Genomic DNA, 24,036 nt, shown 5'->3' with positions numbered 1-24,036 from the left:
TCCGGCTAAGATTTCACTAAAATTTTTCCATAAAATGCATCACCTATATCTCCGGAAGATACTCAAAGCGAAAGCTGACTAAATAATATTCAAAATACATCATAATATTAAACTGAGTTAAAAAGTTGGATAATTTTATTGATTATTATTTTCCATATTTATTTATCCATTTATAGAGTGTACTTTTAGGAATTCTATATTCTTCAATGATCTGAGATTTGGTTTTACTTCCTGTAGATATTAACTCTAACACAAAATCTATGATCTGTCTAGTGTAAAGATTTTTTCGAAACTGAGGTAAAGTAGTCTTCTTATCTTCCTTTTTATTATTTACAGAACTAGGAGGTGAATAAAGAATAAGATGCTGGCTGTACAACCTGAAGAAATCATACTCCAACAATTTGCACCATTTTAAAAGGACTTCACAATCTATACTTCTCTGGGTAAACATTTCTAAAACAATTAAACTATCTCTTCCAAAGAAATTACAAGTTCTCTCCATAGAAATATTCATATCCTTCCATCTCTCCTCAATCATTTCTCCTATGTGTATATTTTTTATATTCATTTTTGTTTTCTTAAAAAATTTTAAATCCAGACTTCAAAAAATATTGACCAAAAATCTTCAGTATATCTATCAAACTAAAAATTAGTTCCAATAGTTTTAAATAAATACAGGTTACCATAAAAAATAAGGGATTGAAAATTGTATTGATTTGTTAATTCAGAGAAATAACCGTAACAGAACTTCCAGGGCAGCTTCCTCGTAACTCGAAAAACGGTCGTTCTGGATATTTTCGTTGTTCGAATTGACTTTTACAAATTTAAAGCGTTCAAATAAAGAAAGTATCACATCAAAGACACTACCGAACATAAAACACTTCATTACAATTACATAAAATAAAAATGAAGCATATTTGAAGTAAGATGTAAAAGTGAATTATGCAGTTAAAGAAAGAAAAACTCTTAACACTGCTATTCTTTTAACCTACAAAAACAAAAGGCTTTAGAAGCTGTTATTAAAAAAGCAGGGGATATCCCCTTCCCCTGCCTCTAAAGACAAATTCTTTTTCAAACTTGAAAGAATGAAAAAAACTTATTACCTGATAAAGATACCCAACCCAGAACAAGTTCAATTACCTCAAATACACATCACAGCATAAGAATTTATGTTTCAGGATATTAAATTTAATGCGAAGTAGATTTGAAGTCGGAGAATTATATTCAATCAATAAAATATCCATGACATCATAGAACTTTTAATCATCAGATGTAAAACATGAAGAAGAATGCCTAGATGATTTTTTAAATTATATCTCATTTCTCCTTTCTTAAATTCCTAAAAATCACCAATATTTTTCATGAATCTTTATCATAACAACCTAAACACAGCGCTATTATTAACTTTTATTAATTATTATTAATATTTTAATATGATTCAAAAAAAATCGTAATTTTATAAAATATTCACACATTTTTGAAAAAAACATAATCATGAAAACACTAAACATTAATAGCTCGGAATAATTCCCTCTATCCGATATCATTTATTCTAAGTGAAAATCTGATATCTAATTTCCGCAATACCTATACTTCAACAATACTTCAATTATTTTAAAAACCGCTGTTTTTCAACCATTTACACTACAAAGTGCATTTGTAGTACTTATTTCAAAACCATCTAGAGTTAATTTTGCAGACGAAATTGAATATAGATACACTTAACAAAGTAGCTCTTCATTTTTTAAACCCATCAAATATGATTCTAATAACACAACAATTGAAAATTTACTAATTACAAAAATTAAGACAATGAAAAAAAACTTATTAATTGTACTGGCAGTTACCTTTTCAGGTGCTGTTTTTTCCCAGGTAGGAATTAATACCCCCAATCCACAGGCAACCCTTCACGTGGATGGAGCGAAAGATAATCCGGAAACAGGTGCCCCTACTGCAGCTCAACAATCTAACGATGTAGTTATTCGTAATAACGGATATGTAGGAATGGGAACCATTGTTCCGGCAAGTAAACTCGATATTATCTCAGACAATATCGGAGGCAGTGAACAAAATGATTTTAACTTCAGAGGGTTTGGAAGCTCTATAAATCCTGGCATTTTTTTTCGTTCCGCCAATGGAACAGCTGCAGCTCCCGAGAATATGACTAATGGACAAAGAATTGGAAATATTAATTTCAGCCCAAGAGCAAATAATACTTTTCAGTCCGGTTCTGCTATCTTTTCCAATTACAGAGGAGATGAAACAACAGGTCTTACTGACCTTCAGCTGCTAACTTCAGGGATAGAAAGAGCCAGAATTAATGAAAATGGAGATGTTGGAGTTGGAACTGCAAACCCGGTGGCAAAAGTTGACATTGTAGGAGATACTTTCGGGGTAAAAAGAGCAACAGGCAGTGGAAGCTGGGATAATATCTGGTTTGATATTTCCAATGCATCAGCTCCCTCTATTAATGCTTCCGGAGCCGAAACCGGTTTACAATTTAAAGTGGGCGCAAATACTACCGGCACTTACGGAGACGGACAAACTTTAACTACAGTAGCAACTCTAAGCTCAAACGGAAATGTTGGCATTGGAACTACAGCACCTCAGAACAGGTTAGATTTAGGGGGAACTAATGGCGGAGCGAGTGTCACAGATCCCATTGGAAAAAAACTTGCTCTATTCAATAATTCTTCAGGAACCGACTTTTATGGATTAGGAATCAATACCGGAATACTTCAGTTTCACGCAGGATCTACAGCAAATGAAGCTCCCGGAATGGTTCTTTCTACCGCGGGAACCGTTGGAATTGCAGTAACAGATCCAACCAATACTCTGGATATCAATGGTACAACAAGGGTGAGAGACATCCCTATTGCAGCTGGCCCAACTGTAGTTACTCCTGTGTATTCAGATGCTAGCGGAGTTTTAAACAAAGCTGTAAGTGCTGCTTATGGAACCGTAATTAATAATTCCATAACTGCTGCTGCCGGAGCAACACAACAACTTATTTCAGGTTTAGTTACCAGTGGAGTATATAAAGCTTATGTTTTTACATATGATAACTGTGGTAATATTGCAACAACAGAGTATTTTGTTACAAATCATCCTCTTAACAGTTTTTATGGACTCAACGGCCAAGGAGGTCATACATCAGGAAATGGAGCTAGCAACAATCCTGTTTTTAATCAGGTAAATAGATTTAGTGTACAAACTACCTGGTCATATCCTGGTTGTCAGGATGGAGGGAATACCACTGCTTTCAATTATACTTTGAATATGCCCTCAGTAGGTATAATAAATATAACAAATAATGGAAATATAAGTAGAAATTACCAAATTATTCTAACAAAGTTAAATTAACTTTTCAAGTAATAAATAAGTTTATCTGATTCCTTTATATTTTAATTATTAAAAACAAACCGATACTTTCAAAGCTCCATGAGCCATTTATTAAGATCGGTATCAGCAGACAGGCTTAATTTCTTTTTAAGCCTGTATTTTTTTGTTTCTACGCCCCGAACCGTGATGTTTTCAAATAAAACAATCTCTTTATTGGTAAGATTCAATTTAATATAAGCACAAAATTTAATATCATGTTCAGACAATTCCGGGCAATGAAGAATAAGTTTCTCACAAAATTCGGGATAGACTTGCTTGAAGCGGGTAAGAAAAAAAGGACTTCTGGATTCTGCCAGCTGTATAATCTCTCTGTACGATCCCCCCACTTTCTTCTTCAGTTGATCTGTTTCTGAAGTCATTTCCTGAATAAGTTCATTTTTTTGTTTTTGTTTTTTTTGATATTTTCTCCTAACAACATAAAAAGCAGTGACAGAAAAGCCAACAATGATAAAAATAAAAAAATACAAATAGTTTCTTTTATTTTTTTCTTCTCTTTCCTTTGCCAGCATTAACCTTTCTACTACAATATTTACTGCTTTCTTCTCATCCTTTTTTATGGTATCATTAATGAGTTTGTATTTTTTAAAATAAAGATTAGCACTTTGGTGATCATTAAGGTAATCATACGTGCTGGAGAGAGAATCAAAGGACTTTCTTATCTGTGCTTTGAATTTTATTTTTTCAAAAGTCTGAAGGGATTTTAAATAATATTCCAGTGCTTTTTTATGATCCTTTTGGACATTGTAAAGATTTCCATAGCTAAACCAGATAAGTCCACGAACTGCAACAATGTTGCTATCAGGCGCAATAAGCGCTTTCTTAAGATAATAGTCTGCAGAATCAAGATGTTTTCCATCCTGTATAAAACGATCGGCAATTTTGGTATAGGTAATTCCGCTAGGCATATACTTCAGACTCTTCTTTTCAAGACTGATCAAAGAATCTTTTTTGTTAAGAAAGTTAAGTCGTTTCCAGGTGTAGCTATAAAAAAGGAGGTAATTTTTTTGTTTTTCGTCCGGGACTTTCAACGCATATCGTATTGCTTTATCAAACTCCAGATTTGATTGCTCTGTTAATGACAGCCTTGTACTTATTTTAGCATATTCATTATAAAGTCTTGCTTCCAGCAGAGGATTTTTAAGTCCTTTCATTTCCTCTTTTGCAAGATCCAGGTACTTTAAACCTTCATCAGTTTTGTTTAATAGAAATAAAAGATAGCTGATGTTAATATATACCGTAGCAATATTTTCTTTATCATTAAGTTTTTTATACTTGCCAAGAGCATTAATATTATAGTTCATTGCTCCGGAAAGTTCTCCCCGGTTCGAATATTCTGCTGTTTTTTTTATTGTTTCAGGAAAAAAAGAATAATCCTGCGCCTTGTATTTTAAAGTTGAAAACAATAAAATAAACAATAAAATTTTTAAAGTATCAGTCCTGCTTACCATTGTGTTCACTGAATGATAAAAATATCATTTTATTCTTAAAAATAATAGAAAATATTAAAAATAAATTCAATTCATCTACTACAATAGCACGCACACACAACAATAACAGTCTTAAAATCAACAAATTAAACCAAAGAAGTGTACTTGTAGTAGTAGTATAATGATCTAATGACTATAATTTTGCACAGTCAGAAATAAAAATGTCAGAAAATTTAAAACCGGTTAATTTTTTAAACATTTAGAAGATTCTAATTACACTTAAGGATAAAAAATTTATAATGAAAAAAAATGCGTTTACAGTAATTACGCTCATAACATCTGCTTTTACCTTTGCGCAGGTAGGAGTGAATACTCCTGATCCCAAAGTAACACTTGATATTACAGCAAAAAACTCAAAAGGAGCAACTACTGCTCCCGAAGGCATACTTGTTCCCAGAGTAGATCGCCAACGGGCACAGTCTATGACAGGAACTCCTGTTTCCACATTGATTTATGTAGATGATGCCAGTACAGGTTCACAGACCGGTACAGCAACCAATATAGATAGTGCAGGCTATTATTATTTTGAAGGAATGTTTTGGGTAAAACTAAATCCGGAAATAGTGAGCAGACCAGATGTCAATATGTATAATACTAATGGAACTCTTACCTCTGATCGTGTCATAACACAGGAAGACAAAAGATTAGCTTTTACAGGAAGTGTAAATAATGCATTTTCTGTAGATGGATCTACATTTTCTGTAGATGCTGAAAATAATAGAATAGGTATAGGAACTATTGAACCCAATCATACACTTGATCTTGGAGATATTGCTGGAAAAGATATCAACGATGAGGCAGGTAAGAAACTGGCTGTTTATAACAATACTGCGGGAACAAGATTCTATGGACTGGGAGTAAGCTCTAACAGGCTTCAATTTCATGCAGCAGCTGCAAAAAATTCCGCACCCGCAATGATACTTTCGGATCTGGGGAATATAGGAATAGGCATTGCCGGTGATGCGCCTGCTGCAAAAGTAGATATAGTAGGTGGAAAGTTAGGATTAAGAAATGCTCTTAATAGCGGAAGCTGGGATAATATCTGGTTTGATGTTACAAATTCATATGGCCCTTCAATCAATGCTTCGGGAGCAGAAACCGGTCTTCAGTTTAAAGTGGGACAAAATGCAGTAGGTATTTATGGAGATGCCGGACAGACTCTGAATACTGTTGCAACAATGGCTCCCAATGGAAATATGGGAATTGGTACTGTAGCTCCCAATGCAAATGCCATTCTGGAGTTAAATGCTACCAATAAAGGCTTTCTTCCTCCAAGACTGACCACAGTACAGAGAAATGCCATTCCGGCTGCGAGCAAACCTGCAGGTTTGATGGTTTATAACACAACAACAAATTGTATGGATTTCTGGAACTCTTCAGAATGGGTATCTACCTGCGCTGCGACTCCTCCATCAGCCGGTTCTATTACAGGAATTACTTGTACAAGTGCAAGCAATAGCGGAGCTCTGAATCCCGGTATTGCAGCATCCGGAGTATCATCTGTAATTCCTTATACAGGAGGAAACGGAGGATCACATGGCGGACAGACTGTTGCTTCTACAGGAGTGACAGGTCTTACAGCGACATTGGCCGCAGGAAGTTTTGTTAATGGGAATGGCAATCTCACTTATACGATTTCCGGAACTCCTTCTGCTTCTGGTAATGCCAATTTTGCAATTAACATTGGAGGGCGTACCTGTACTTTAACAAGAACTGTTACCATACCTGCGGGAACCATTGCCAGTTTGAACTGTGCCGGAGCAACTAATAATGGAACATTAACAAGAGGAACAACAGCATCCGGAGTATCATCTGTAATTTCATACACGGCCGGTAATGGAGGAACCCATAGTGGACAAACTATTGCTTCTACAGGAGTGACAGGACTTACTGCAACTTTAGCAGCCGGAAACTTTGCTACTGGAAACGGCACTCTCACCTATACCATCACAGGAACACCAAGTACAGCGGGTACAGCAAGTTTTGCAATGAATATCGGAGGGCAAACTTGTACATTAACAAGAACTGTCACTGCTCCAGCAGGTACTATTACGAGTTTAAATTGTGCAGGAGCAACCAATAGCGGCACCCTAGTTCATGGTTCCGCTGCATCCGGAGTAACTTCTGTAATTTCTTATACTGGTGGAAACGGAGGATCACATGGCGGACAGACTGTTGCTTCTACAGGAGTGACAGGCCTTACAGCGACATTGGCCGCAGGAAATTTTGTTAATGGGAATAGTACTCTTACGTACACAATTACAGGAACGCCTTCAGGGATTGGCTATGCAAGTTTTGCAATTAATATAGGTGGAAGAACATGTACTCTTATACTTCATGTTAATGCAGGTACTGCGTCTGTTTCATGTGTCGGAAGGACAATAGGATCACCTACAACAGGTCGTTTTCTATTTGGAGCAGATCGCGATAATAAATACTATGAATGTTACCGGTATAGTACGGGACAACTGGTTATATTCTCTTATGACTGTCCGTCTGGCAGTGGATGGAATAACAGTTTAGGCACTCCTGGCAAATGTCAGATTGGTTATACTCCATAGAAGGAATAGATTGATAGTTGACATGGATATCTAATCTTGATATAGCAGATCAAACAAACATATAATTTCATTTCTTTTTAATGAATCTTTTTTCAGGCGGGTATTTCATAGTGTTTCTACCCGCTTCCAAAAAATTATTTATGTCCTTACTAAGGACTATGTAATTTTTTCAACTTTGTGTTTTTCCGGAGGTTATTTTTCTACCTCCGGTTTTTATTTTCCTGTATCTTATAAACTAAACACCGGTTATTTGTTAAAAATTTCAGCATTAATATAAAGTAGAAAATGATATTCTTTTTCAGAAATGCAATCATAGCATAGATAAGGATGGATATTATAACTTTTACTATAACTTTAAAAATTAAAGTTTTTCAATTTCATTGAGGCTTGTATTTTTTGAACAAGGAGGCAATGGAACACCGTTTCAGGATGGGTGATTTTCGTTAGTTTCTTGGATTGTGGCGAGTAAATTTTTTCTGCAGTAAAACTTGAAATAATTCATGCTACCGGAGCTGCTTATTCCAGATAGCAGCTGTCGCGGCAGCCTTTTAACATTACCCCAACTTTTGCGCTTGATCCGCTTGATCCCCGATTGCTCTTTAGAATAATGAGCAATAAAAAAGCCTTGAATCAAATGATTCAAGGCTTTTTTGCGGAGAGTGAGGGATTCGAACCCCCGGACCTGTTACAGTCAACAGTTTTCAAGACTGCCGCAATCGACCACTCTGCCAACTCTCCCTAAACTCCGGCTATACCGTTGTTTTCAGTGGTGCAAATATAGAACGATTTTTAATTTCTGCAAAACTTTTCCCACACAAATTTTAACAAAACTTAATAATAGACTAGGAATCAGGGGAATTATTTTTTGAAGATCTTCCCTATTCCCGATCAACAATGGAAATAAAACTGTTTTTTAAAAAATCAGACGGATATACAAACTGATCTCCATCTTCTCCCTTTACTACAATAGCACCCTGTTCATCATTAAGGCATTTGTCCAGCTGGGTTTTCATGTCATTAAGTGCTCCATTGGGAATTTCAATGATGTAAGTTCCGGTAACATGTGTAACTTTTATGATTTTTGTTTCCATTTTGTTTTTGATTATGGGCTAATTTAGGGATTTTACTTTACGCAAAACAAGATGATCATAATAACTTATCTATCACTTTTACTCAATTGTATAGTCGTAACCACCCCGTCAAAAATTCAAAGAATTTTTGACACCCCTCCAAAGGAAGGGAATGTGTACGTCTTCAGTTGTTATATAGATGGTCATGAGGATTTTGGAAATATTTCTGGAAAATAAAGCTATTTATTTAATTTCTTATCGAATATTGGGTATGGAGAGATGTTGAATGTTGTAAGCGCAAAGGCGCAAGTAATATTAAAAAAAGACTGTTATAAGGTGCAAAGATTTTATCTCCGATAAAATTGATAACATATATTCTTTGGTGAAAATCTCATATTGAGCGAAGTCGAAGTATTCATACGCTTTAAAATTATACATAAAGTGAAAAAAACTTTGCGACGTTGCGATTACCCAATAAAACTCAGGGATATAGGAACAAAAAAGCGCACCCGGTGGGTACGCTTTGTATTGTATAATACTGAATACTATCCGTGTAATTCAGCTAAATATTTCTCTGCATCCATTGCCGCCATACATCCGCTTCCCGCAGCTGTAATAGCCTGTCTGTAGATATGATCCTGAACATCTCCCGCAGCAAATACACCCGGAAGATTGGTTCTTGAAGACCCTTTTTCAGTCACGATATATCCGTTTTCATCAAGATCTACCTGCCCCACAAAGATATCTGTATTGGGTTTGTGACCGATGGCGATAAAAATCCCTTCCACATCCACTGTAGATTTCTCCTGAGTCTGATTGTTGATGATTACCGCTCTTTCTACAAGGCTGTTTTCTCCTTCAATTCCAATTAATTCATGGTGGAATTTCACTTCAATATTCGGTGTATTTTCCACTCTGTGAACCATTGCCTTTGACGCTCTGAAAACATCTTTTCTCACCAACAGCGTTACTTTTTTACAAAGTTTGGCAAGGTAAGTAGCCTCTTCAGCAGCTGTATCTCCCGCTCCTACTACTACCACGTCTTTTCCTCTGTAGAAGAAACCGTCACACGTAGCACAAGCTGATACACCGCCTCCTGCATATTTTTTCTCATCTTCAAGACCTAAATACTTTGCTGTAGCTCCTGTAGAGATAATAACTGTTCTGGCTAGGATCTCTTTGTTTCCTGCATATAATTTGTGAACACCGCCTGCTTCTTTGGAGAATTCAGCTTTGGTGATCATTTCGTAATGAACTTTGGTATCAAATCTTTCTGCCTGTTTTTGCAGATCCATCATCATTTCAGGACCTGTAATCCCGGCTGGATACCCTGGGAAGTTATCCACTTCAGTAGTGGTTGTTAATTGTCCGCCCGGCTCCAAACCTGTATACAATTCAGGTTTTAAGTCTGCTCTTGCTGCGTAGATAGCAGCTGTGAAACCAGAAGGCCCAGATCCAACGATCACACAATCTAAAATGTTTTGCTCCATAATTTGCTTTGTTCGAAAAGATTTAATTTGAATTAGACCGCTAATTTCGGAATTTTTAATTTCTTTTTAAAGTTATTTTAATGATACTTGTCAATATCTGATATGTTGTATTTCGATGGTAACTGTTGTGGGGTGAGTTCCGGGGTTCGGGATTCGGGATTCGGGGTAGCGAGTTGCGGGATTCGGGGTTTCGGGGTGCGGGTTATTGTGTTACGGAATTTAGATTGGCAGAAAATTTAAAACTTTTTAATGTCCTTTATCCATCATATCCCGAATCTCACTATCTCGCAACACGCATCACGCTACCTCGCATCACGCAACTCGCTACCTCGCATCTCGCATCTCGCAACTCGCCTCACACCTTCATCTTAATCTTATCTACATTGATGATCTTATACACAAGTTCCCGGATCAGCTCCGCTTCTCCCATATTCACCGCTCCTAGTCCTTTACCTTTCATATCGAATTCACGAAGAATAGAAATCACTCTTGTGGCATGCTTCAGAGGATAAAGCCTGGCACTTTCCGCGTAATCTTTGATAAAATAAGGGTTCACTCCCATCTGTGAAGCAATCGTCTGTGGAGACTGCCCCGCCATCGTCTGATAAATAATAACATTTGAAAAATAATTGTAAAGGCTTGCCAGCATCATGACAAAAGGATTATTTTTCGGGTTTTTACCCATAAAATGGGCAATTTTAAAAGCTGCATTGGCATTTTTAGTTCCTAAAGCCTTCTGGAGCTCAAAAATATTATATTCTTTGCTGATTCCGATGTGATTCTCAACGATGGTTCCATCAAGGATTTCTCCTTCTTTAAGGATCATCTTCAGCTTGTTCAGCTCGTTGGCAATTCTGGACAGGTCATTTCCAAGATATTCTGCCAGTAGATGAGAGATATTGGGAGCTGTATTGATTTTAAGCTTTGCACATTCATCCGAAATCCATTTCGGTAAGTTGCTTTCCTTTACAGATTCGCTAAGGAAAAGGGCTTTGGCTTTATCCAGAGCTTTGGCCGCTTTTTTTCTGCTGTCCAGTTTTTTGTGTTTATGGGCAAAAACCAATACCGTTGAAGGCACCGGGTTCTCTACATAGGATTCCAGAATTCTGTTTTCCTCTTCATTGAATCGTAAATCCTGAGCTTCTTTCACAATAATCACCTGCTTGTCTCCCATCATCGGAAACTGCCTTGCCAGGGAAAGAACTTCCTGATAAGAAGTATCTTTTCCGTAAGTAACCGTTTGGTTGAAAGCTTTTTCATCTTCTTCCAAAAAGTTATGTTCAAGAGCCTTTACAGCGACATCAATGAAGTAAGCTTCTTCTCCGTGGAAAAAATAAATAGGTAAAACTTCTTTATTTTTAATATTTTTGAGGATTAAATCTAATTCTTTCATCTTATTAATGGAACTTCCAAAACTGAATTTTCAGGAAACTTTTGATTTTAAATTCAAGAAAGACAAAGATAAGTTTTTTATTTATGATTTGGTCCGCAAAACTTATCTTCTGCTCACTCCTGAGGAATGGGTCAGACAACACTGGGTACATTATTATCTTACTGTAAAATCCTACTCCACATCGGCTCTGATTACCGAAAAAAAAATTATCCTGAATGGTCTTACCAAAAGGATTGACCTTCTGGTTACTGAAAAAACAGAACCTATAATTCTGATTGAATGTAAAGCCCCGCAGATCAAATTAACGGAAAAAACTTTTGAACAGACTGCCCGATACAATTCTATTATCGGTGCCAGGGAAATTATTTTAACAAACGGTTTGCAGCACATCAATGCTTATTATGAAGACGGACAGTATCAGTTTTACAGACCTGAGTAAGGGTTAAAATACCAAATGATTCCTGAAAAAGATTAAATAATATTCTATTAATATTCTTTCTGAGTTATTTTTATTAATTTCGATAAGATTTCTTTTCAACACTAATATCACAAATTTTTACACGAATTGCACAATTGTTGTTGGTTGTATTTGTGAAAGGATTAGTGTAGTTTATAATAAAATAAATTACAAAATATGATACGTTCCATCTTATTAACCGCAATGATTATGGCTTCAGGAACCCTTTTCAGTCAAAAACTTAACCCTGTTTCCTACCAGGACGGTTCCCAGAAACTTAATGGTCTCATCACTTCCAATGCAGGAAAAAAACTTCCCGGAGTACTGATTCTTCCAGCCTGGAAAGGTATAGACGAAGAAGCTAAAACAGCCGCTATTGAACTCGAAAAGCAAGGATATATTGCTTTTATCGCTGATATTTACGGTGAAGGAAAAATTCCTGCAGATAACGAATCTGCTGCAAAAAGCTCAGGGTATTACAAACAGAATTACCAGGAGTACCAGAAAAGAATTTCGCTGGCGTTGGAACAACTGAAGAAAAACGGAGCAATTTCTGATAAGGTAGCGGTAATCGGCTACTGTTTCGGAGGTACAGGAGCATTAGAATCGGCAAGAGGCCATCTTCCTGTAGCGGGTGTTGTTTCCATCCACGGAAGTCTGGGCAGAGATCTGAACAGAAAAAATGAAGCTTTGACGGCTAAAATTCTTGTTGAAAATCCGGCAGATGATAAAAGCGTGACACCTGAAGATTACAATAACCTCATCAAAGAAATGAACGATGGAAATGCCGACTGGCAGATCATCACGTATGCCCATTCCAAACATACTTTCACAGATCCGAAATCACCGGATTATAATCCGACAATGGCTAAAAGAGCATGGAACCACACATTGCTGTTCCTGAAAGAAATTTTGAAATAAACATAAAAAAGGCAAATTCGTGAATCAATGAATTTGCCTTTTTACTTTTATAGTGTTAGCTTAATTACGGTTTAGCCTGAAGCTCCACGTCATATTTTTTGGGAGAATATTTGGTAAGAGAACCTGTTGCAGCATCAATTCCCACTCCTATTGCTCCTCCAAGAATAATATTCAGTAAAGTCACGGCATTAAAAGTTTTTGTCAGCTTCACTTCTTTCTTCTCGAATCCTTCTTTTTCAAATGTAACCATCTGCTTACCCAAACCTCTTGGAATTTTGGTTGTACAAGGTGTTGTACATTTTTCTATTCCTTTGTGAAACACTTTTGCCCCTTCAGGGTTTGAAGTAAAAGCTATTGGATCCTGAGTTCCTGTAAAAATGGTTGCACATGAAGTGGTAGAAAGCGCAATACTCAGGGACAGCACAATTGATAATTTGTTTTTCATAGATCTTAGTTGTTCATTTTTTTAAGTCCGCGAACTTACAAAATAATTCAAAAATCAGTACTATCAATCAGAGCAAATATTTTAAAAAATATAGTATTGACAAATGTTTTCAGTACCTTCATCCTGAAATCTGGTCTCAAAAGACTCAATACCATAAAGTTGCATCGTCTTTTGAAAATTGGGCATAAAAAAAGCAAACCCACTGGTATGCAGATTTGCTTTTTTCTATTTTTAACAGCTTTTTTAGTCTACACCTTCTTCTTCCCTGTGCACCAGCTCCATAGAAAATGCAGGAAGGCAGATGGCAAGATATTCGCAAGGTTCTGAAAACGGATTGCTGTAACGGATTCTAGCTCCTTTTTCAATAAGGATACTTTGTCCTTTTTCCAATGTAACAATTTCTCCGTCTATTTCAAATTGCTTTTTTCCTGAAATAATGTAGGTAAATTCATCAAATTCAGGAGTCTGGTGGGGCTCACTCCAATCCGGAGGGGCTACCATGTGAGCAATAGAAATAGTAGAATTCCCTGTAGAATTTCCCCAATGTTCTTCAATCAGTTTTCCATCTGTTGTGGGAACGATAAATGGTGACTGCTGGATTTTGTATTTTTTCATACCCAATCTTCTTTTTTAATTTCATATACGAAATTGGTTCTTGTAGGTTCTGCAAAATAAGCCACTTCTTCTTCAGCTATTTTTTGTCCTCCCAGTCTTTCCAAAGCGGTCTGCGAACGGAAATTCTCTTTTCCGATATGAAAATGAACTTTGTCTACAAACCGGAAAATATAATCCAGCATCAACTTTTTAACCTGAGGATTAATTCCTTTTCCCCATGATTTTGTTCCATAGAAAGTGTAGCCGATGAAAATATGGTTCTTCTCTTCATTAAAATCATAATAACGGCTGCTTCCCAGTACATCTCCGGTTGCTTTCTCCATAATTTTGAAAGCACCCTTACTTTCCATAGCTCCTTTGAAAAAGTTTTCGAAAACTTCTCTCTTGTAACGATCTTTGTTGGGATGCTGTTCCCATACTTTAGGATCGGAAGCTACTTCATATAAAGATTCAAAATCCCCTTGCTGTAAGGGGATTAATTGAAATTCTTCATTCTCTAAAACAGGTTGAACAGAAAAATTCATTGCTTAGCCTTTTTTAGTAGAGTCTGATTCTATTTTCTTGATTTCTTTCAACTTGTCGGAAATCTTGATGACAGTGTCTAATTTGGATGGTTTCAAAGGAACTTCCGCCTGAGCCATATCCCATTTGATCACCAGGTTTCCTGAGTTTTCATCTGTAGGATTTAAAGTAATTTCAAACCATTCCTGTTTGTCTGTCAATTTATTCACCGGTACCGTAACGTCTACTACATCCTGCTTAGGATCATACGTATACGCTCCCCATTGCTGGAAATCTTTATTCAGGATTACTTTCCACTCTTTTTCTGTAGGAACGATAAATAAACCGTAAGTTCCTGCAGGTACTGTTTTCCCTCCGAAGTTAACGGCCTGCCCGAAAGTAATTTTCGTAGACGAGTTAGCTCCTGCTCTCCAAACCTGGCCATAAGGAACCAGTTCTCCGAAAATTTTACGTCCCTTCACTCCCGGTCTTCCATAATCAATGGTAATTTTAGACATTGAAAACTGCTGCTCAACCTTCTGGCGCGGACTTGCTGCCGGCACAGAATAATCCTGAGCAAAACTGAATGCTGAAACTGAAATGCAAACTGCTGCTAGTAACTTTTTCACGTGTAAATTTTTGTTTAAAATTACAAAATTCAGAGCGAAATAGCTTTCATAAACTTCGTTAAAATTTGTTTTACCGATATTTTTCTATGCGGGTATTTTTAACCAAATCCTTTTAAAAAGTAAATAATCAACTATTAAAAATTTTACTTTTCTTAATAGTTTTCCCTTTTCTAAGTTGTATTGAATGAAAAACAGAAGGAACATCATTTGTCCATGTTTTTAATAATAAAAGAATAGCAATAATTTCTGCCCTGGTTAGCAGCCCTACCCAGAAGCAAAGATTAAACAGAACGACGGACCGGCATTCTAAAATTACCTGTACCAATGTTCCAAAAAGCAATAAAGCCCAGATCTTGGCACCAATAGAATGGGTAGCAACTTCTTTTCTGAATTTTAAAAAGCTTACCACGTAAATAAGAGCTTCAGCCCCTGCAAGAATACTTATTTTGTAAACATTGGTTTCAAAGAAAACAGGGCACTGGATATACGTAGCCACTCCCACTGATATAAAAAATATCTGATCAACCGAAGAATCCAGACGTCTGAGTTTCTGAGTGGAGACATCGAGATATCTTGCTATAATCCCATCAAAGATATCAGTCAGTAAGCCTATGGATAAAAGAACAACAGCAATTGTCTGATAATTTTCTACTTTAATAAAGCTTAAATAAACGATGACAAATCCAATAATCAGTCTGGAAAAAATCAAGATATCCGGAATTTTTGATTTCATAAAAAGTGGGCAGGTTTATTATAAATTCCGAAATATAAGGATATTTTATATATATTCTAAAATAAAATAGCTTTTTCCAATTCCAACAGCTTTTGTTTTCTCCAGATTCCACCTCCATAGCCCGTTAATTGTCCGTTGCTGCCAATTACGCGATGACAAGGGATGATAATAGATATCTTATTCAGACCATTCGCATTGGCTACAGCTCTTACGGATTTAGGATTTCCCATACTATCTGCCTGTTCCTGATAGCTTCTTGTTGCACCATAAGGAATTTCCTGAAGAATAGTCCAGACTTCTTTCTGAAAAGCTGTTCCTACAGGGGAAATAGGAACTGTAAATGCGGTTCTTTTTCCTTCAAAATACTCTTTCAATTCTTCTTCCAGCGTAACAAAATGAGGATTTTCCCCTTGTATAATATTTGCTTTAAAATATTCCGCAACACTTTTTAATTCTGTCGGAAGTGCTTTTCTGTCGGAAAACTCTAAAAGACAGATTCCATGTTCATCGGCACAGGCTATCATTGTTCCCAGCATGGTTTCTATTCTCTTCAGATCAATGATCTTTTCCATGGAATTATTCTTAGGTGATACTCCAAAAATATTTTTAAAACTCTCATTAAAACCGCTCAGACTTTCATATCCTGTGTCAAATGCTACCTCTGTAACCGATTCTCCCTGTTGAAGTTTTTTAAATGCTGTATTGAGTTTTGACATTCTCTGGAAAGCATGAAACGTAATCCCATGGTGTTTCAGAAACCATCTTCGGACTGTTGCGGGTTCCAATCCTCTTTTTACAAGATCATAATCTTTAAGCTTTAACGCGGGGTCGTCGGCAATTTCTTTCAATAAATCTTTGATATATGGAGGAGTAGCGTTGAGATTTTCCAAAGGTCTGCACACTTTACATGGGCGATATCCTTTGAGCATTGCATCTTTGGTATTGGAAAAAAATTCTACATTTTCAAATTTCGGTTTCCTTGCGGTGCAGGTCGGTCTGCAGAATATCCCTGTGGTTTTTACGCCCATCCAGAATATCCCTTCAAATGAAACATCTTTGATATAAGATGCCTCGTACATTATTTTTTCTGTAAGTTCCATCATGAAATAAAAAGAGGTGAAAAACTTCTTACGTTTGTAATTTTCTGACTTGCTTTTTCAAGCTCCCTGTAAATATGTCTGTACATAAAAGCACCTGAAGTAACTCTTTTTACACCTAATGCTTTAAGCGTATCAAAATCGGGTAAATCAGCAAGAGCCATAACATTCACGGGAAGAAAAGTAGCTTCTGTAATGGTTCTGATGTCGTTTTCAGCTGTCATGCCCGGAATGAAAACGCCATCGGCTTTAAGTTCTTCACACAGTTTAATTCTCTCTAAAGTTTCCTCCAGCGCATTTTCAATATTCAGTAAAAAAGGATCTGTGCGTACATTAATAAATACCTTACCTCTGTTTTCTCCTAATTTGATAAAAATATCTTTTAATTTTTCATAGAAAACATCTCTGTTTACCAGTTCTCGTATTCCGTCAATAACATTGGTATCTTCGATATTAATCCCTGATATTCCAATTTCTATAAGTTTCAGGATATTCGAAACTACCATATCATTTTCAAGACCATATCCGGATTCCAGATCTACCGACAGAGGAATTGAAACGGAAGCTCTGATCCTCTTGATAATATAAAAATATTCTTCAAAGGTCATCTGCTCTCCATCTTCATATCCCAAACTCAGCGCGACTGCCGAACTTGAGGTTGCCAATGCTTTATACCCCAGCTTTTCATATGCCTTTGCGCTTTCTACATTCCATACATTACCCAAAAGTAACGGTTCTTCACCATGATGTAACTGTTTAAAACTGATCATAATTTTTTTATTCAAAAGTAGAAAGATTACTGCCTGTTCTACAACCGAAAAATGGACACCTATTTTTTATAATTCTCCGAATGTAAATTTTGGTTTAAAATAAGATGGCCTTTTCAAGCTCCAGCAGTTTTTGTTTTCTCCAGATTCCACCGGCATATCCAACCAATTCACCGTTTGAGCCTATCACACGATGACAGGGAATCAAAATCGCAATTTTATTGATTCCGTTGGCTGTTCCTACGGCACGTATCGCTTTAGGGTTTCCCAGTATTTCTGACTGCTGCTTGTAGGTTCTTATCTCTCCCATCGGAATTTCACGCAGCAACTGCCAGACCTTCTCCTGAAATTCTGTTCCCGTGGTAAACAACGGAACTTCAAAACGGGTTCTTCTTCCCTCAAAATATTCTTTCAGTTCCTTCTCCAGCTGTACAAAATGAAAATGTTCTCTTTCTACAATATCCGCTTTTAAAACTTTTGACAGTGCCTTCAGCTGTTTTTCGATATTCTTCCGGTCTGTAAATTCAAGCAGACAAATTCCCTGATCCACGGCACAGGCGATCATTTCACCCAAAGGAGTTGATATATTTTTTTTGTGTATCATTTCCATTAGTTTAAAAGTAAGCTTTTTGGAAGTCATAACTTGTTTTTAATCCGTTAAAATTCTTTTTATCTGTTCAACATGCCTTTGATTGTGATAAATAACAAAACGAAAAGTATCTCCCAGCTTCAGTTTGATCAGCTTTGAAATACTAATACTTGTTTTTGTTTTTTCCAGATCAATATATTGTGCTTCTTCCAGTAACTCAAGCATTTTCTGCTGCTGTTTTATGAATGTTTCCACTACCCTTTTATCCAGATTGCTGTGGATAGGATTCATGGGTTTAAGCGTTTTCATTGTATTCAATTTTTCTTTGGGAAGCATACTTTTAGCAAAATAATTTCCAAGAATTCCGGGTTTAAAATAGAGTTGAGAAGACTTCTTTGCTGAAGAAATAGTGCGGTTGATTTCAGGAATATAAAAGTTTCCATAGCGGTTGAGATGTTCCAGACATTCCAAGGTACTCCAGCTGTCTGCGGAAGTTCTGAAATTCAGATCATGTTCCGTCTTTGAAGACAACATTTCAGCAAACTCTAAATGCTGCTTTGTCCTGTTTTTTAATTCATTCAGTAATTCTGAGGTTGAAATTTTCATTACGTTTTTTATGCAAATATGCTGATCTGGTTGTTCTTAAATCTTGACTGAACTCAAGATTTTTTCAGTCTGGACAAGGTTTCCGGTGACATTCTCAGATAATTGGCGATATATTTATTGGGAACTTCCTGAAATAGCTTTGGGCTTCGTTTTAAAACTCTTTCAAAACGTTCTCCGGGAGCATTGATCAGCAGATCTTTTTCTCTTTCAAGCTGTTGTAGTACAAGATCTTCCAGAACACTCATCCAGAATTTCATGTGTTCTTCATTTGATTGTATAAATGCATAGAAATCCTTTTTGGAAGCTACTTTCACCGTTGTTTTCTTAATCGCCTGAATGTAAAGTTCCGAAGGCTTTCCCGACAAAAAGGAATCCAGGCTGACAATAATATTTCCTGTGTATCCGAAACGAATGATCCTTTCTTCATCTTCATCCATCATAAAGATCCGGACACTTCCCTTTTCTATAAAATAAATAGAGGTATCTGTACTGCCTGAAATCTTCAGAAACTCATTCCGTCTGAATGCTTTCTTTTCCCAATGGATTCCGCTCTGAAGCAATTTTTCAACCATTTCATTTTATTATTTGCTTTTCCAAAGATAATAGGTAATTTTAAAGTTTTAAAACACTAATCACTGATAATGCTCAAAAGAACAGTACTTTTCATACTGCTTTCTGCCGGATTGTATGGTATGAAAGCACAGCAGACCATCCCCTTCCGGATCACAAAACACAATAATATCATTGTAAAGACCCTTGTCAACAAAAAGGATTCTCTGGATCTGATGTTTCAGATCGCCATGAAGGATTATTCAATTTCTCCCGACAGCAAGCGCAAAGCAGGTCATCTTATTTTTAATAAAGAAGAAATCAGCGATAATAATACTGTTGAGATCGGAAAGATCGTCCAGGAAAATGTGCGTTTTTTTGACAATCAGCTGACAGGTCATGAAGCGGACGGAAAAATCGGAACCGGAATTTTTGAAGGGAAAGCCTTTAAAATTGATTATGATAACAACCAGTTTGTGATCTACGACAAAATGCCGGATCTGAAAGATTATCAACCCATTAACATTATTCAGGATCATGAGGGCTTTTATCTTGCAGCAGATAATATTATGGATGACGGACCGCAGCAGGAAACCTATTTTGTTTTGCAATCCGGATTTTCGGGAGCAATACTCTACAGCAACGAATTCGCTGAAAAACAACATCTTGAAAAAAAACTGAAGATAACAGGAGAGAAAACCCTCAGGAACTCTGAAGGTAAAACTTTAACTACCAAACAAGCGGTTTTGCCGTATTTCAAGTTGGGAAACAGTGTATTTAAAGATGTTTCCGTAGGATTTTTCTCCGGGGAACTGAAAACACAAAATGTAAGTTATCTCGGTGCTGATATGCTCCGCAGGTTTATCTGGATCTTTGATGCAGAAAGGAAAATGGCTTATATCAAACCCAGCAAATACTTTTCGGAACCTTATTACAAAATGAATTAGACTATGATAAACACTTTAATGCTAAAAAAAATCATGAAACCCAAAACTGCCGCTGCTCTTTTACTTTTGCCATTGGCTATCGTCAGCTGTAAGAAAGAAGAGAAAAAAACAGTGGCTACAGAAATAAAAACAACAAATGATTCTGTAAAAACAGTAAAAACTGAAGAGAAAATAGATTATACAGATTTTAATATTTTCAGTCTGTCTGTCATTTCATCCGCAGAAAAAGATTCCGATATTGATATTTTCATTTCTGTTTCGGATATCTATAAAGGAGTACAGCCTGTACCGGAAGCTATTATGAAAAACCGGAAGCAGATGACTTATGAGGAACGCCAGCATTTTGAACTGGATGCTCCGAGCAGAAAAAAACTGCTTGATGGAATTCATCTCAAAGAAAATGATTCTTTGTACATCTATGAGTATGGATCTAATCATCTTCAAAAAATGCCTGTCAGCCAATTAAAGGCCGTGGCTTATTTAAGTCCTTATTCAGATGATGAAGATTTAGATCCGGACTCTTACATGATGGGGTTTCAGGTAGCCACTCATCAAAAGACAACAGACTACGACCGTTACATTAATGCCATCGCGTATTTTGGGAATAAAAATCCTTTCGTAGATCATAAAATGAAAGCTGTGAAATGGCAAAAAGCTGATGCCGCTATTGCAAAAAAATATTTCAGTCCATCAAAGCTTACCCCGGGAAAAACCTACCAGGCACAGTATGAAAATCTGACCTATTACCTGCAGGATTATCTTGAAGAAGGGAATATCACAGAACGCAGACTTGTAGCCATCAATGAACGCGAAGAAAAAATGGCGGAGAAAACATTCAGTCTTGCTGGAAGTGATGGCGGAGAGTTTCTTCCTCTGTATGGAATAGATGCTGATGAAGCCAATGTTTTCCAATATACCGGCCACCTGTTCAAAGGAAAGCCTCCTGTTATTTTTGGATTCATGGCACAGTCTTTTGGTTGTCCTTCCATCAGCTTTTTAGATCAAAAGGAGAAGGATTTCCCGATTAATTGTGATAACAGGCATTAATTCACTGAAAAATTATTCAGATTTCTACCGGAATAATCCATTATACACTCAGTTGTCCATTCCGTAGGAATCTATACTCTTATCATCTAAATAAAAGAAATCGGAATGATAAACTGTGCGGATCGTTTTTTAGAATAAATCTGCTTTAGCCAAAGCTTACTTTAGAATCAAGATATAAAAAAACCAAATCTGTTGGTAAACGGATTTGGTTTTTTTTCAGTGCATTATTTCTCAGGATAATACTTGTCTTTCAGATTCATAAAATAAGTTTCGGACTCTTTAAAACCATTACTCTTCATGAATTTGATGACTACATTCAGATAAGTTTCTGAAGGGATAAATTCTACTCCCAGTTTTTCGGAAAACTTTTGATACTCTTCTTCAAGCAGTTTGGGATTTTTAGCTAACTGTTTTATATCCGTTCTGAAACCTTTAAATATAAATTTCAAGGCTTCATAATTTCCGGGATAGGAAACAGTTCCGTGGGTTTCCCCTTCAAAAAAGCGATGTTTATAGTTCAAAGATCCGTTTTTTTCTATCATGCCTTTAAATTCTTCAATAGCCTGAGTCATATCGGAGTTCCAGTTTTTCTGCTGTTCTTCATTGTCTGCCTGAGAAACATACAAAGATTTTTTTGCAGGAAAGTTTTTATTTTTTTCCAGATACTCTTTCGTTCTTTTGATGGTTACTTTATTGTCCCACCATAAACTGGGATCATTCGCAACATAAGCATTGAAATAATCCGGATGTAAAAGGAAGGTATTAATGGCAAACAATCCTCCGAAAGAGTGCCCTACCAACACGGAATAATCCTGTGTTCTGTAGTTTTTATTAACGAACGGCTTCAATTCTTCCTGCATGAATTTCAGAAAGTCTTCACTTCCGCCACTATCTGCAAAAAGAGTGATATTAGGGTTTACAGGACTTTTCTTTTGAGACTTTGTCGGGGTAAGATCTCTTGTTCTTTCTGTGTTTTTAATCCCGACAACAATACATTCCGGAATATCTGCATAAGGAGTTCTGGCAATGAAATCCGTTAATCCTGTGTAATATTCAAAATTGATTTCTCCATCCAGAAGATAGATCACCGGGTATTTTGCAGGATTGATAGTATTGTCGTTATAGGTTTTAGGAAGATGTATCCAGATTTCTCTGTTTTCGTTTAAAACTTTTGAAAATAGGTTTTGTTTCTCTCCTATCATCAGTTTGTCCTGAGCTTTTCCGGAGGTAAATACTAAAAGTAATGAGAGGGCAATAATTTTAAACCAATTGTTCATGGTGTGAATCTTTTCTGTGTTGATGAATGTTCTTAATTTCTTTATTTTTTTTGGGCGATTTGTTTCTTCTGCCCCACCAGATCAGGAATCCGGTAACCGGCAGACTTGTACAGATGATTCCGATAATGAAGGTGAATATTTTACCAAACATTCCGCCCCAATACCCTACATGAAGGTCAAAATTCATATGCTCAATCGCTTCATGCCTCTGTACTTCTTCAGGATAATCAATTTCCTTTCCGGTGTATTTGTTGGTTTCCATTCTTTTCCCGTTGATAAGGCTTTTCAGACCAATAAACTGAGCGGCCACCACATGATAGACCGTTGCGGAATCATTTCTCGGAATACTCATTCTGAACTGTTTTGCATCAGGAAATTCTTTGAATTTTCTATCAACAAAATCAGTATAGGTCAGAGCTTTTTTCTCCGGCTCAAACTTGGGTTCATATTTTTCTGCAATGGTATGGGCATCCACAGCCCCTCCGAAGGCCTGCTGGGTAAGATCGGTTAAGATCTTGTATGCCATGATCAGTCCGGTAATAGTAATAAACACTGCAGGAAGCAATGAATAAAATCCAAAAACATTATGAAAATCATAGTTTTTCCTGCGCCATTTTGTTCCGGATTTGATTTTAAAAGCGGTTGTTCTTGTGGTTTTGTTCCATTTTTTAGGCCACCAGAGAATCAGTCCGCCGATGAGCTGGATAAAAAATATGATGGAAGCAACGCCAACTACCGTTTTCCCGAACTTCCCAGCCAGTAATTGCGCATGAATATGGGCCACAATATAGAAAAACTCATAGCTTTTTGTAGAACCGATTACTTTTCCGGTGTAAGGGTTGAGATAATGATAGGCAAATACACCTCTTGGTCCACGCTCTTTTTTCTTTGATTTTTCTGCTTTGTCCGCATTTTTGTTTTTAGGCGGTTTCGTTGCTGAAGCTACTCTGAAGGTTCTGTCAGCATCTTTGTATGTATCAAAATAGAACGCTTTTCTGTCCGGAACCTGCTGGTGAAACTGAACAAGCAATTCTTCAGGGGTCATTTTTTTAGTATGAGCCGGAGCCTGGACATATTTTGCGCTTCCGCCGCACAGATCAATGATTTCGTCACAAAAGACAAATACCGTTCCTGAAAGAGTCACTGTAAGAACAATGATTCCCGAAACCAGCCCCAGCCACAGATGCAGCCAGCCGGTGATCCTTTTGGTGAGGGATTTACCCTGCTTTTTTTTAGGATTAGTTTTTTTATTCTCCATATCTGTTTTTTATCTATTCAAAATATAAGAGCAGAAAATGCAAAGGCGCAATAGAGTTTATAATGGCGTGTATGTAAAGTGAAAAGAGTTATTCCTGCTGCCGTTTACTTTAGCATATTTGAAGGCTTCAGAAATAGGGAGTATTATAAATCTAAGTGTTGCACCTTTGCGGTTTTCATCCTTATATTTTCGTTG

At 36.7% G+C, this 24,036-nt stretch carries 23 protein-coding genes and 1 tRNA gene; 6 read left to right on the top strand and 18 right to left on the bottom strand.

Features of this window, described 5'->3' with window-relative positions; translation table 11 throughout:
- Window positions 1-145: 145 nt before the first annotated feature.
- On the bottom strand, window positions 146-568 hold the full coding sequence (locus tag AC5YGI_RS14310) for a transposase (protein WP_446106244.1): 423 nt from the start codon (window positions 566-568) through the stop codon (window positions 146-148).
- A 1,244-nt stretch (window positions 569-1,812) separates the two neighbouring features.
- Here AC5YGI_RS14310 and AC5YGI_RS14305 point away from each other — a divergent pair.
- A complete protein-coding gene (locus AC5YGI_RS14305; protein WP_496168723.1) occupies window positions 1,813-3,363 on the top strand; it encodes a hypothetical protein in 1,551 nt (516 codons plus the stop codon).
- A 68-nt stretch (window positions 3,364-3,431) separates the two neighbouring features.
- Here AC5YGI_RS14305 and AC5YGI_RS14300 read toward each other — a convergent pair whose 3' ends face one another.
- Window positions 3,432-4,850 (bottom strand): transcriptional regulator, encoded by a 1,419-nt coding sequence (locus AC5YGI_RS14300; protein ID WP_330745922.1) that lies wholly within the window; start codon window positions 4,848-4,850, stop codon window positions 3,432-3,434.
- Window positions 4,851-5,128: 278 nt separating this feature from the next.
- Between AC5YGI_RS14300 and AC5YGI_RS14295 the strand changes: the two genes are divergently transcribed.
- Window positions 5,129-7,450, top strand: coding sequence for a phage tail-like protein (locus AC5YGI_RS14295; protein ID WP_496168721.1), 2,322 nt, complete (start codon window positions 5,129-5,131; stop codon window positions 7,448-7,450).
- Window positions 7,451-8,103: 653 nt separating this feature from the next.
- Here the strand turns inward: AC5YGI_RS14295 and AC5YGI_RS14290 are convergent.
- The 4 genes from AC5YGI_RS14290 to holA form a co-directional block, all read right to left on the bottom strand.
- Window positions 8,104-8,188 (bottom strand) — tRNA-Ser (locus AC5YGI_RS14290).
- Between the two features lie 140 nt (window positions 8,189-8,328).
- A complete protein-coding gene (locus tag AC5YGI_RS14285; protein ID WP_114821597.1) occupies window positions 8,329-8,541 on the bottom strand; it encodes a glyceraldehyde-3-phosphate dehydrogenase in 213 nt (70 codons plus the stop codon).
- A gap of 524 nt (window positions 8,542-9,065) precedes the next feature.
- The gene (gene trxB / locus AC5YGI_RS14280; protein WP_110011081.1) at window positions 9,066-10,010 is read right to left on the bottom strand and encodes a thioredoxin-disulfide reductase; all 945 of its coding nucleotides are present in this window, start codon (window positions 10,008-10,010) and stop codon (window positions 9,066-9,068) included.
- A 355-nt stretch (window positions 10,011-10,365) separates the two neighbouring features.
- Window positions 10,366-11,403, bottom strand: a complete 1,038-nt coding sequence (holA, locus tag AC5YGI_RS14275) for a DNA polymerase III subunit delta (RefSeq protein ID WP_330745876.1) — start codon at window positions 11,401-11,403, stop codon at window positions 10,366-10,368.
- A gap of 7 nt (window positions 11,404-11,410) precedes the next feature.
- On the opposite strand from holA, the gene AC5YGI_RS14270 reads away from it, so the two are divergent.
- Together AC5YGI_RS14270 and AC5YGI_RS14265 are read left to right on the top strand one after the other, a co-directional pair.
- Complete coding sequence (locus AC5YGI_RS14270) at window positions 11,411-11,842, top strand: type I restriction enzyme HsdR N-terminal domain-containing protein (RefSeq protein ID WP_110011083.1); 432 nt, start codon at window positions 11,411-11,413, stop codon at window positions 11,840-11,842.
- Window positions 11,843-12,037: 195 nt separating this feature from the next.
- Entirely contained in the window at window positions 12,038-12,781 is a 744-nt protein-coding gene (locus AC5YGI_RS14265; RefSeq protein ID WP_496168718.1) for a dienelactone hydrolase family protein, read from the top strand.
- Window positions 12,782-12,845: 64 nt separating this feature from the next.
- Here the strand turns inward: AC5YGI_RS14265 and AC5YGI_RS14260 are convergent, their stop codons facing one another.
- The 10 genes from AC5YGI_RS14260 to AC5YGI_RS14215 form a co-directional block, all read right to left on the bottom strand.
- Window positions 12,846-13,226, bottom strand: a complete 381-nt coding sequence (locus AC5YGI_RS14260; protein WP_137904244.1) for a PEGA domain-containing protein — start codon at window positions 13,224-13,226, stop codon at window positions 12,846-12,848.
- Window positions 13,227-13,469: 243 nt separating this feature from the next.
- A complete protein-coding gene (locus tag AC5YGI_RS14255) occupies window positions 13,470-13,841 on the bottom strand; it encodes a cupin domain-containing protein (RefSeq protein ID WP_330745873.1) in 372 nt (123 codons plus the stop codon).
- Window positions 13,838-14,365: a GNAT family N-acetyltransferase gene (locus AC5YGI_RS14250; protein ID WP_496168716.1), complete on the bottom strand. Its 528-nt coding sequence runs from the start codon at window positions 14,363-14,365 to the stop codon at window positions 13,838-13,840. Before AC5YGI_RS14250 ends, AC5YGI_RS14255 begins: the two co-directional genes overlap by 4 nt.
- Window positions 14,366-14,368: 3 nt before the next feature.
- Window positions 14,369-14,971, bottom strand: coding sequence for a DUF2911 domain-containing protein (locus AC5YGI_RS14245; protein ID WP_062670647.1), 603 nt, complete (start codon window positions 14,969-14,971; stop codon window positions 14,369-14,371).
- Window positions 14,972-15,098: 127 nt separating this feature from the next.
- A complete protein-coding gene (locus AC5YGI_RS14240) occupies window positions 15,099-15,704 on the bottom strand; it encodes a CDP-alcohol phosphatidyltransferase family protein (RefSeq protein WP_330745871.1) in 606 nt (201 codons plus the stop codon).
- 56 nt (window positions 15,705-15,760) lie between these two features.
- Complete coding sequence (locus AC5YGI_RS14235; protein WP_330745870.1) at window positions 15,761-16,807, bottom strand: bifunctional transcriptional activator/DNA repair enzyme AdaA; 1,047 nt, start codon at window positions 16,805-16,807, stop codon at window positions 15,761-15,763.
- Window positions 16,804-17,571 (bottom strand): isocitrate lyase/PEP mutase family protein, encoded by a 768-nt coding sequence (locus AC5YGI_RS14230; protein WP_330745869.1) that lies wholly within the window; start codon window positions 17,569-17,571, stop codon window positions 16,804-16,806. The genes AC5YGI_RS14235 and AC5YGI_RS14230 overlap by 4 nt, the downstream gene beginning before the upstream one ends.
- A gap of 94 nt (window positions 17,572-17,665) precedes the next feature.
- Entirely contained in the window at window positions 17,666-18,172 is a 507-nt protein-coding gene (locus tag AC5YGI_RS14225) for a methylated-DNA--[protein]-cysteine S-methyltransferase (RefSeq protein WP_330745868.1), read from the bottom strand.
- A 45-nt stretch (window positions 18,173-18,217) separates the two neighbouring features.
- Window positions 18,218-18,763 (bottom strand): DinB family protein, encoded by a 546-nt coding sequence (locus AC5YGI_RS14220; protein ID WP_496168712.1) that lies wholly within the window; start codon window positions 18,761-18,763, stop codon window positions 18,218-18,220.
- A 53-nt stretch (window positions 18,764-18,816) separates the two neighbouring features.
- Window positions 18,817-19,335 (bottom strand): Crp/Fnr family transcriptional regulator, encoded by a 519-nt coding sequence (locus tag AC5YGI_RS14215; RefSeq protein ID WP_330745866.1) that lies wholly within the window; start codon window positions 19,333-19,335, stop codon window positions 18,817-18,819.
- Window positions 19,336-19,404: 69 nt separating this feature from the next.
- Here AC5YGI_RS14215 and AC5YGI_RS14210 point away from each other — a divergent pair, with 69 nt between their 5' ends.
- On the top strand, window positions 19,405-20,259 hold the full coding sequence (locus tag AC5YGI_RS14210) for a hypothetical protein (protein ID WP_330745865.1): 855 nt from the start codon (window positions 19,405-19,407) through the stop codon (window positions 20,257-20,259).
- Window positions 20,260-20,292: 33 nt separating this feature from the next.
- On the top strand, window positions 20,293-21,306 hold the full coding sequence (locus tag AC5YGI_RS14205) for a hypothetical protein (protein ID WP_330745864.1): 1,014 nt from the start codon (window positions 20,293-20,295) through the stop codon (window positions 21,304-21,306).
- Between the two features lie 224 nt (window positions 21,307-21,530).
- On the opposite strand, the gene AC5YGI_RS14200 is transcribed toward AC5YGI_RS14205, so the two are convergent.
- Complete coding sequence (locus tag AC5YGI_RS14200) at window positions 21,531-22,583, bottom strand: alpha/beta hydrolase (protein WP_330745863.1); 1,053 nt, start codon at window positions 22,581-22,583, stop codon at window positions 21,531-21,533.
- Window positions 22,567-23,841 (bottom strand): PepSY-associated TM helix domain-containing protein, encoded by a 1,275-nt coding sequence (locus AC5YGI_RS14195; RefSeq protein ID WP_330745862.1) that lies wholly within the window; start codon window positions 23,839-23,841, stop codon window positions 22,567-22,569. Before AC5YGI_RS14195 ends, AC5YGI_RS14200 begins: the two co-directional genes overlap by 17 nt.
- Window positions 23,842-24,036 lie beyond the last annotated feature (195 nt).

This window comes from Chryseobacterium sp. CS3K3.1 (assembly GCF_059515165.1).
Note: the sequence above shows the minus strand (reverse complement) of the source record. Positions and strands in the feature narration are given on the sequence as shown.